Below are 10,701 nucleotides of genomic sequence, written 5' to 3'. Positions count from 1 at the left end.
TCCTGAGCCAGGATCAAACTCTCATTAAAAGTTTGAGTTCTCACTCATTTCTGTCACTGACAGATTTATTGTTTTTTCATTGTTCAGTACTACAACCTTAGTTGTAGTGCCCTGCACATTGGTTCGTCTTGTTCAGTTTTCAAAGGTCTTTGTCACTCACTTCTCTCAAGCGACAACTATATTAGTATATCACAGTCGCTTTCGCTTGTCAACACTTTTTTGAAACTTTTTTTAATTTTTTTCATCTAGTGTTTCATCTGCTTCATACTATAGTCCGTACGGGATTCGAACCCGTGTTACCGCCGTGAAAAGGCGGTGTCTTAACCCCTTGACCAACGGACCGGAGTTGTTATTTTCAACTCTTACTATTATACCGACTTTTCTTACTTTGTCAACACCTTTTTTAAATTTTTTTTAGAAGTCTTGTAATGTTTCCTTCAGTTCTCTTAGAAGGGTTTTGCGACCTTTAAATCGTTCGTCTGCTCTCTTACAATAATTGTTTTTTATGAAGCACATATCATTTTTTGAAACATTTCTTCATATTACTCAAGTAACTGTTGCATTCTTATTTTCAGAAAATTTGAATCATTTCCTCTAAGAGAGCATTGACATAGGTGAACTTGTATTTTGTTTTCTATATATCGAAATATTTGATTTAAATTCGAGTTCCCTCAACTTTAAAAAAAAAAACAGAGAAAAGTTGTGCCCCCTCTGTTTATAGTATTTAAGATAATTAATTTTCTTCACTCATTTTTGATTTTACTTCATCATAAGATAGTGCATGTGATTCCTCTTCTATTGTTTCAGGCATCTTTCCTGTTTCGTATAGAGATTTAATTTGTGTACTATCCAATGTTTCGTATTTCAATAATGCTTCTGCAATCAGCTTGTGAGTTTCACGATTTGACTGGATAATTTCAGCAGCTTTGTTTCGTGCTTCATTCAATAATGAACGAACTTCTTCATCAATTTCATAAGCTGTTTGTTCTGAAATTGATTTTTGAGGGCTTTGTGCACCAAACATGGCATGACTTCCTTCATATTGTACTGGACCAAGTTTTTCACTCATACCATACTCTGTAACCATTGCACGCGCCATCTGAGTAGCTTGTTCGAAGTCATTAGATGCTCCAGTTGTTTGGACGTTAAAGATAATTTCTTCGGCAACACGTCCACCCATCAAGCCAGCTAATTGTTCTTTCATATCTTCTTTAGATAAAAGCATTTGGTCTTCCTTAGGAAGTGCAATCATATATCCGCCTGCACGTCCACGTGGTACTATGGTAACTTTATGAACAACACGGGCATTTGACAATACTAGACCGACAATGGTGTGTCCTGCCTCATGGTAGGCAACCAATTCACGTTCTTTTTGTGAAACTGTCTTATCTTTCTTAGATGGTCCAGCGATAACACGATCTTCAGCTTCATCAATATCAGAAGCATCAATCGCTGATTTATTACGACGAGCTGCAACCAAAGCTGCTTCGTTCAATACATTTTCCAAATCGGCACCAACAAAACCTGGAGTTTGTTGTGCTACTAATTTCAAATCTACATCTTCAGCTAAAGGTTTATTTCTAGCATGGACTTTCAAAATTGCTTCGCGTCCCTTAACATCTGGACGACCAACTAATACTTTTCTATCAAAACGACCTGGACGAAGTAGAGCCGGATCAAGAACATCTGAACGGTTTGTTGCCGCAATGACAATAATTCCTTCATTTCCTTCAAAACCATCCATTTCAATCAAGAGTTGGTTTAAGGTTTGTTCTCGTTCATCATTACCTCCACCTAAACCGACACCACGTTGTCGACCAACGGCATCAATTTCATCAATGAAGATAATAGCTGGTGCTGCTTTTTTTGCATCCTCAAAGAGAGAACGTACACGGCTCGCACCGACACCGACGAACATTTCTACAAAGTCAGAACCTGAAATACTAAAGAATGGTACACCAGCTTCTCCTGCGACTGCTTTGGCAAGTAATGTTTTACCAGTTCCCGGAGGTCCTTCTAAGAGAACTCCAGCTGGAATCCGGGCACCCAATTTTGTAAATCGTTTTGGATCTTTTAAGAATTCAACAACTTCAACAAGTTCTTGTTTTTCTTCCTCTGCGCCTGCGACATCTGAGAAGCGGACTTTAATATCCTCTTTGTTAGCAGCCTTAGCTTTACTACGTCCAAAGCTCATTGGATTACGTCCGCTATTTCCGCCCATATTTCCCATCATAGAGAAGAGGAAGAAGAATAAGATAGCAAATGGTACTACTGAAACCAGGATGTTAATCCACATACCACTTGAGCTTTCGTGTTTCACTTCAATTTGTGTTTGATGTTCACTTGCTAGCTTTTGCAAATCCGCTACAGTTGTATCTGATGGGAGGACAATACTTGTAAATTTCTCTACTTTTGTAGCAGAGGGTGTAAAAAATTGAATTCCCGTTTCCTGTTTCTCTGTCTTAGCAGTTTTGTAGACACCATACACTTCAATAACACTACCACTTGGTTGGTAGGTCATTTCTTTTACATTGTCGTTAGTGATTTCCTGAACCAATTCTGAGTACTTAATTTGTTGACTATGACCAGCAGATCTGCCAGCAAAAAAGTACTGGAATCCTGTCACTAGCAAGAAAATCATCAACAAATAAAGAAATGGATTTTTTATGAAACCATTATTTTGTTTTTGCATTCAAACACTTACCCTTCTATTTTGAGTAAACTTCCTCTTTCAATACACCTACATAAGGAAGGTTACGATAGTTTTCATTATAGTCTAAACCGTAGCCTACAACAAATTCATTTGGAATTGTAAAACATGTATAATCTGCTTCGATTTCTACTGTACGACCTTCTGGTTTATCAAGCATTGTGACAATCTTAACAGAAGCTGCTTCTCTTGCAGTAAACATATCTCTCAAACTCTTCAAGGTTTGACCAGTATCAATAATATCTTCTATAAAGATAACATGTCGACCTTTAATATCTTGAGTTACATCTTGTTTAATATTAATGACACCACTACTTACAGTCCCACCATGATAGCTAGAGACCATCATAAAGTCCATTTCAAGATGTGTATCAATATATTTCACCAATTCTGCCATAAAAGGAATAGAACCTTTTAGAATTCCAACTAAAATCGGATTTTTTCCCTCATAATCTTTTGTCAACTGAGCACCCAATTTTTTAGCTGCTTCTGTAATTTCATCTTGTGAAATCAAAATTTTCTTGATATCTTTTTCTAACATGATTTTACCTATCTATTTTTTCTATATAAAGTACAGTGTTCATTATATCATTTTTCATTTTTTTACTCAAATCACTGATTTCAATTCCTAAAACTGAACAAATTTTTCCAAATTGCTCAATGATAATAGCTTTTTCTCGTTTTTCTTTAGGAATTTTTAAATCAATAAAAAGTCGTCTTAGTTTTTTACGATGACCATTTTTTATCAAATAATCACCAGGCTGTCGATGCCGTAAAATCAACGATGTTTCACGAGAAACATTCATCTTTTGAACATTTTCCCCTTTTAGAGGGATTCCAAATGAAAATAAATAACCTTCATAATGAACTTGATTTTGATAGTTTAACACACACTCACTACTTTTTTCATCAGACTTTGGTCTGATTTTACAAATTCGAAAGTGCTTGTATTCTTTTACAAGTTCATAACCATTTTTTATACAATGGCGATATTGACTCTTAGTTTTTAAAATATGATGAATTTCTTGAAATTGTTCTCTTGTTACATTTAAATCAGCAAAACAACTAAGGTATTGTTGTAGTAAAACTCGCTGTGTTGCTTCACTAAAAGATAAAAACTGAGTTAAATCTTCCACATTGACTGTTTGAGATAATTCAGTCAGAGCAATTTGATAGTCAGATACTTCTTTTCCAAACTCTAAAAACGCTCTCTTTAGCTGAATATTTTCTTTTTCCAGTTGTGGTAAGTAAATATTACGAACTCGATTGCGAAAATAATGATTTTCTTTATTCGTCCTATCTTCAAAATGCTCAACTTCAGGAAAATCCTTCTTATAAAAAGAAAGCAACGGACGAATTAATTCTCCCTTATCAAATTTTTGCTTCTCTTTAATAGCCGATAGATGATGCAACCTAGTGCCTCTAATCAATCTCATGAAAATCGTTTCAGCCTGATCATCTGCATGATGAGCTGTTACAAGGGCTGTAGAAGAAGTTTTCTCAATTACTTCTCTAAAAAAATCATAGCGAAATTGACGAGCATTTGCTTCTGAAAAATCTCCAGTAAAATGAGCTACGTAAATTGGAACTCCAACTTGTTCAGCTAGTTTTATTAATTCATATTCCTCATTATCCGATTCTAATCGTTGTTTATGGTTCACATGAGCTAAAAACAAATCAATCCCGAGTTCTTCTTGGTAAGTTGAAAGGAGGTGAAAGAGAAACATTGAATCCAATCCACCAGACAAGGCTAGTACAACTCGTGAATGATCTTTAAAATAACCTTTTTCTAGAAAATGATTTAAAAAATCTTGGTCTCTCATTTTAGGACCTCATAGACATCCTTAGCAATTTTAGAAATGGTATCATAATCAGAATTTTTGGTAAAGATTGAAATAATGAAAGGAGAATCTGTATAGACTATTCCTACATCGTGTTTAAATTCATCTGCATCCCCAATTTTATGGGCTACCTTAGCAGAAATATTCTTAGCAATCCGCTGATTATCAAAAGCTGTTTGTGTTAGGGATTCTAAAACAAAACCATTCTGATTATAAATAGATTCCATAACTTGACCAGCCATTTTAGCTGAAGCCAACTTATCTGTCACATCCCACTCTTCACCTGCGATAGTAGACATCTCTTTTTTAAAGGCTTCATCTGATTTATTCGTAATATAATAAGCAAGAATATTATGAGCTACATTGTCAGATTCTTTCGCTATCTTTGTAATTAAATCTTTGAGAGTGTAGTCTTTATCGTCCACTGTTTTAGGGAGGCTTCCACTTCCTTCGGGTTTATAAGAACCAGGGAAATCATTTACTTCAGAAACATACTTCAATTTCGTGTCAAGTTGGTAATCACCTTGATTGATTTTTTCTTGAACATAATAAAGATAAGGCAATTTCATAACACTAGCAGCGTACATTTTTTGATCTTCGTTAATCCCAGCTTCCTTACCCGTGCTCAATTGTTTCACATAAATGGAAAACTGTTCATTTTGATAATTCGCAGATAACAACTCTTGTACTTTCTGGATACGATTGTCATCGTTGGAAATGTAATCCGTCGAAACCCAACCAATTTGTTTGATATGTAAGAATTCACGACCTTCAGCAAAAACAGACATATCTGCTTCAACTTCTTGATAAGGTGCTAACGTAGACTTTAATTCTTGTTGATCATAAGGACTATTATAAACGACAAATCCTGGTTCTAACCATACTCGTTTAGAAAAATCGTTGACAATTGAACTATCGTATAAAAGTCGTTTATCAGCCATCACAAATTGATTATTTGACAATTTAAACACAGGCTGTCCTTGTTTATTTAATCTCCATTCTAAAACAGATAATTTTGTATCTGCATTGACTTTTCCTGATTCTTTAATCAAATCTTCTGTAGAATAAACTGACGTTTCACCATAAAATTTTGGAGATTCTATAACATCTTGATAGTAAAAATGATACGAAGCGTGGGTTAAGGAATAAACTTCTTGGTTTGGAATGATAACTGGATTCTCAGTGCTTACTACTTGGACACTTTTAAAAAAAATAGGAAGTAGTAATATCACTAAAAATTTACGCATTCTTTTTTTCCTCTTTTTCTTGTAGCCGTAACAGATGATTTTTTTGAGCTAACTCTTCTAATTTTTCATCTGATTGACTTAAAAACTTTTCTACAATATCTAATAAATTTTCCATTTTACATTACCTAGGAAGTAAGTCCGGAATAGTATAAACTTCCTCCCATGATTTTGAATAGTAATATTTTGCACGCAAATACTTGGCTGCGTATGTTTCGTCCTTTAATTTGGTTGCAAGATTTGATTCTTTATCTTTTTCATCGCTCAATTCTTGATACTGTTTTTTCAGATCGGCTAACTGTTGGCGACGTTCGAGTAGTTGCTGATAACTTTGAGTCAAATTATAGGTTGGTAGGATGAACAACAACATAATCAAAATCAAAACCCAGCCCATAAAACGATTTCGTCTTTGTCGTTCTTCCATCAAGTATTTACGACGTTGGTGTTCATTTTGAATAAAAGAATTATTCATTTGTACAATTTTTTTATACATCGTTTTCTACCCTTGTTTCGCTGATAATTTCATACATACCTGCAGCATCTTCTTTTTTAGTGCTATCTTTCATTTCTAACACTTTTACGAGCAACAATTTATTTCCAAAACGAATTTCAACTTGGTCATTGATTTTTAAATCTGTAGAGCTCTTTGCAAGAATACCATTTACCTTGATACGTCCCTTATCTGCAACTTCTTTAGCCACTGTACGACGCTTAATAATTCTTGATACTTTTAAATATTTATCTAATCTCATTTTTATTACCTCAAATTATTATTGTACCATTTTTATCCATTTTATAGAAGAAAAATGTCATACCTAATTTGACTCTTTTGAATCTTTTATGTTTGCTAATGATTCTCCAAAAGTTAAAAGACCTTCTAAAATCTCATAATCCTTTTTATTACGAATATCAAAAACAACTTCGATTAAACCTTGATTTTCTGAAATATTGGCCTTCAAATTTGTCTGAGAAAGAGCCTGGAAATAATCTTGTGTTAAAAATAGTTGTTGCGATATTTTTTCAAACTGAATGACAAGCTTATTATTCTTTCTTTCTACACGATTGACAAATACTTTGTCAAGATATGCTTTGGCTAATCCAATTTCTAAAAGATAAGCAACCACATCTGGATATTCTCCAAAACGATCGATCAACTCATCTTGTAATTCTTCATAGTTGACACGATTGTCAATCTGACGAATTCTCTTGTAAATCTCAATTTTATGTCTTTCATCCGATATATAATCATCTGGGAGATAGGCATCGATTTGTAGGAGTAACTCAGCATTTCCTTTTTCACGTTTTTTGTCAGTTCCATTTTTCTTAGCTATTGCTTCTTCTAACAACTGAGAATACAACTCAAAACCAACAGAATCGATAAATCCAGACTGAGAGCTTCCTAAAAGATTTCCAGCTCCACGAATGGATAAATCACGCATAGCAATTTTGAAACCAGAACCCAGTTCAGTAAAACCTTTGATAGCTTCTAATCTCTTCTCAGAAACTTCTGTCAAAGTTTTATCTGGACGATACATGAGATAAGCATAAGCAATTCGATTACTACGACCAACACGACCTCTTAATTGATACAAGGTTGACAATCCCATATGATCTGCATTTTCTATAAACAAGGTATTAGCATTTGGAATATCTACTCCTGTCTCGATGATTGTTGTAGTTACTAAAATATCATATTGTCCTTCAATGAAATCAAGAAGTGTATTTTCTAAGCGAATTTCACTCATTTGACCATGGACAAATCCAATAGAAGCTTCTGGAATCAGTTCTTGTAACTCTGAAACCTTCTTTTCAATCGTGTCAACTTTGTTGTAAAGATAGTAAACTTGACCACCACGATCCATTTCTCTCAATACAGCATCACGAATGACACGATCATTCTGTTCAAGGACATAGGTTTGTACAGGATATCGATTGGTTGGAGGAGTTTCGATGACTGATAAATCTCGGATACCTAGCATAGACATATGAAGAGTTCGAGGAATTGGTGTCGCTGTCAAGGTTAAGACATCAACCTTCTTTTTTAATTCCTTCAAAGCTTCCTTATGCTTAACACCAAAACGTTGCTCTTCATCAATAATCATCAACCCCAAATCAGCAAACTCAACATCTTTAGACAAGACTCGATGGGTCCCTATCAAGATGTCTACTTGACCTTTTTTTAACTTCTCAAGTGTTTCAGTCTGTTCTTTTTTACTTCTGAAGCGACTCAAAACATCTACGTTGACAGCAAATTGTTCAAATCTTTCCTTGAAATTACTGTAATGTTGCTGAGCAAGAACGGTTGTTGGCACTAAAACGACAACCTGTTTATGATCATTGACAGCCTTAAATGCAGCTCGCATAGCTACTTCTGTCTTACCAAAACCAACATCTCCAACTAAAAGTCGGTCCATCGGTTGAGAAGCCTGCATATCTTTCTTAATCTCTTCGATACTTCGAAGTTGGTCCTCAGTCTCTACATATGGGAATGCTTCGTCAAAAGCGTTTTGTTCTTCATCATCTTTTGAAAATTCAAAACCTTTAAGTTGACTTCTCTCTGCATATAACTTAATTAAGTCATCTGCAATATCTTCAACTTGACTCTTTACTTTTTGCTTCGCTTTTTTAAAACGTCCATCGTTTAATTTGTTTAACTTTGGAGCTTTTCCATCACTTGAAACATATTTAGATAAGGTTTGAATTTGTTCTACAGGAATAGAAATACGATCACCATTTTGATATAGGACACTTACGTAGTCTCGATGAATTCCTTTGATTTCAATCGTTTCAATCCCTAAATATTGACCAATACCATGGATTTGATGAACAACATAGTCTCCTTTTTGGAGTTCATTATAATCCTTTAATCGTTCAGCGTTACTGATATTTTGTCTTCGATACTTGCGTTTAATCTTCTTTTTAAAAATTTCATATTCAGTAATAAATACAAGATTCTCATCTACAAAATGAAACCCATGACGAAGATTTCCTTCTACAAGATTGACAGTTCCTTTACAGATTTCACTTTCATTACTATTATCAACTTTAATATCGTATTCATCAAGAATCGTTGACAGTTTCTTTAGTTCAGTTTTGCTACTTGATTGAAGAACAATCGTATACTTTAATTTTTTGTAACGTTCAATTTCTTCTTTCAGAAAAGAAAACTGATTAAAGAACTCTTGCATAGGATATTGATTGAACTGGTAGAGATTATTAAATTTCAAATTTCCAAGCCCTTTTTGAAAATTTGAAAAGAAACTCGCTGGTACATATTTTTTAAACTGACTTTCTACATCAGCAAAATATTGTAAACTTGATACTGCTTTACTATTATGTAAATCTTCTGTAAAGTAGCTAGCTGTTTCCTTATCAAAAGCATCGTACTGGTTCATGATTTTTTGAAAATCATCAAATATAACAGGAACTTGATTCAAATAGTCTATCAAGGTCCACTGTTTTTTATAAAATACAGACAAAAACTTGCGAATATCCGCATGAAGAACTTGCTCTTTCGTACAACTAAAAACTTCTTCTAGGTAAGACTTTAAAGTTGGAGATAGTGCCTTATCAATCTCATGTTCTAAAAATTTCTGACCACGATGATAATCTTCATTTGTTAACAAAATATCACTAGCTGGATAGATTAGTACTTGAGTTTTACTATCTTTTGATAATTGAGTTTCAGTATCAAATTCTCTAATGCCATCAATCTCATCACCGAAAAATTCAATCCGATAAGGACAAATTTGAGAGGTTTCAAATATATCTAGAATATCTCCACGAAGGCTAAATTCTCCCTGACTTTGAACTTGTGTAACTTTCTTATAACCAAGAGAAATCAAGTGATTCTTTAATTCTCTTTGTTCGCATTCTTGCCCCACTTGAAGTTCTAAGATACTATCATCAAAAACTTGAGGATTCGGCAAGAATACTCGACTAGCTGCGACGTTACAAACTAAAATCCCTCTTTGAGACTCATTTCTTAGAAACCGCAAAGCTTCAACCCGAGAAAAAAACTTTTCCTGAGATGATACCAAAAATTCGACCATCGGTGAATCATCTACTAGAAATGGATAAACTAGATCCGAACCTAATATGGAGATTAAATCATTAATCAGACGCTCAGCCTCTCCATATGTGGAAGTCATCACTAAAACCTTATCCTGACTCTTCAGACTACTAGCAATCGCTAAAGATTTTGCTGAGCCAGAAAGACCTAGCAATAATTGTCTTTGTTTCTGTGGTAAGTTCTCATGCCAAGATAGAATTTGTTTATTCTCTAAAAAGAAATCGATTAATGCCATTTCCTTACCCATTATATTTCTGCATCGTCTTTTCAAAGTTTTTTTCTTGTAAATAATAATTTACAGCATCGTCAACCTTGTCAATTGACTGTAAAATACCAATATAATCTTCTTGATCAAACTTACTCAAAACATGATGAACTACTGACATTCCTTTTTTAGGTCTTCCAATGCCAATCTTTACACGATTGAAAACCTGTGTACCAATATGTTGAATAATCGACTTAATTCCATTATGACCACCAGCTGATCCTTTAGCACGAAGACGAATTTTTCCGACTTCCATGTCAAGATCATCGTAAATAATCAGTAAATCTTCAATATCTAAACCATAGTAGGTTAACAATGCATGAACAGCTTTTCCACTTTCATTCATAAAAGTCGTCGGTTTCACCAGATAAATTTTTTCCCCATTAAGGAAAAATGAAGCTAGTTCAGCTTGGAATATCTTATCGTGTGTAAAGGTAACATTCTGTTTTTTTGCTAGTTGGTCAATCAGCATAAATCCAACATTGTGTTTGGTTTCAAAATATTTATCCCCTGGATTTCCCAATCCTACAAGTAATTTGGTCATTTATTTTTCCTTTCAAAAGCCAAAA

At 34.2% G+C, this 10,701-nt stretch carries 9 protein-coding genes and 1 tRNA gene; all 10 read right to left on the bottom strand.

The window, feature by feature from the left end:
- Positions 1-270: 270 nt before the first annotated feature.
- Positions 271-342 (bottom strand) — tRNA-Glu (locus M1R56_RS06340).
- 391 nt (positions 343-733) lie between these two features.
- A complete protein-coding gene (ftsH, locus tag M1R56_RS06335) occupies positions 734-2,692 on the bottom strand; it encodes an ATP-dependent zinc metalloprotease FtsH (protein WP_248035111.1) in 1,959 nt (652 codons plus the stop codon).
- Between the two features lie 16 nt (positions 2,693-2,708).
- Positions 2,709-3,251: a hypoxanthine phosphoribosyltransferase gene (hpt, locus tag M1R56_RS06330; RefSeq protein ID WP_248035109.1), complete on the bottom strand. Its 543-nt coding sequence runs from the start codon at positions 3,249-3,251 to the stop codon at positions 2,709-2,711.
- Between the two features lie 4 nt (positions 3,252-3,255).
- Positions 3,256-4,533, bottom strand: a complete 1,278-nt coding sequence (gene tilS / locus M1R56_RS06325; RefSeq protein ID WP_248035107.1) for a tRNA lysidine(34) synthetase TilS — start codon at positions 4,531-4,533, stop codon at positions 3,256-3,258.
- Positions 4,530-5,798 (bottom strand): serine hydrolase, encoded by a 1,269-nt coding sequence (locus M1R56_RS06320; protein WP_248035106.1) that lies wholly within the window; start codon positions 5,796-5,798, stop codon positions 4,530-4,532. Before M1R56_RS06320 ends, tilS begins: the two co-directional genes overlap by 4 nt.
- Positions 5,791-5,913, bottom strand: coding sequence for an SP_0009 family protein (locus M1R56_RS10060; protein ID WP_282434682.1), 123 nt, complete (start codon positions 5,911-5,913; stop codon positions 5,791-5,793). The genes M1R56_RS06320 and M1R56_RS10060 overlap by 8 nt, the downstream gene beginning before the upstream one ends.
- A 6-nt stretch (positions 5,914-5,919) precedes the next feature.
- Positions 5,920-6,288, bottom strand: coding sequence for a septum formation initiator family protein (locus M1R56_RS06315; RefSeq protein ID WP_000277028.1), 369 nt, complete (start codon positions 6,286-6,288; stop codon positions 5,920-5,922).
- The gene (locus M1R56_RS06310) at positions 6,281-6,547 is read right to left on the bottom strand and encodes an RNA-binding S4 domain-containing protein (RefSeq protein ID WP_001234970.1); all 267 of its coding nucleotides are present in this window, start codon (positions 6,545-6,547) and stop codon (positions 6,281-6,283) included. Before M1R56_RS06310 ends, M1R56_RS06315 begins: the two co-directional genes overlap by 8 nt.
- A 63-nt stretch (positions 6,548-6,610) precedes the next feature.
- Positions 6,611-10,114, bottom strand: a complete 3,504-nt coding sequence (mfd, locus tag M1R56_RS06305; protein ID WP_194251810.1) for a transcription-repair coupling factor — start codon at positions 10,112-10,114, stop codon at positions 6,611-6,613.
- On the bottom strand, positions 10,107-10,676 hold the full coding sequence (gene pth / locus M1R56_RS06300; RefSeq protein ID WP_045613244.1) for an aminoacyl-tRNA hydrolase: 570 nt from the start codon (positions 10,674-10,676) through the stop codon (positions 10,107-10,109). The genes mfd and pth overlap by 8 nt, the downstream gene beginning before the upstream one ends.
- Positions 10,677-10,701 lie beyond the last annotated feature (25 nt).

Source organism: Streptococcus sp. oral taxon 431, from assembly GCF_023115445.1.
In the GTDB taxonomy this organism is placed as follows: Bacteria; Bacillota; Bacilli; order Lactobacillales; family Streptococcaceae; genus Streptococcus.
This window is presented reverse-complemented; position numbering and strand designations above follow the sequence as displayed.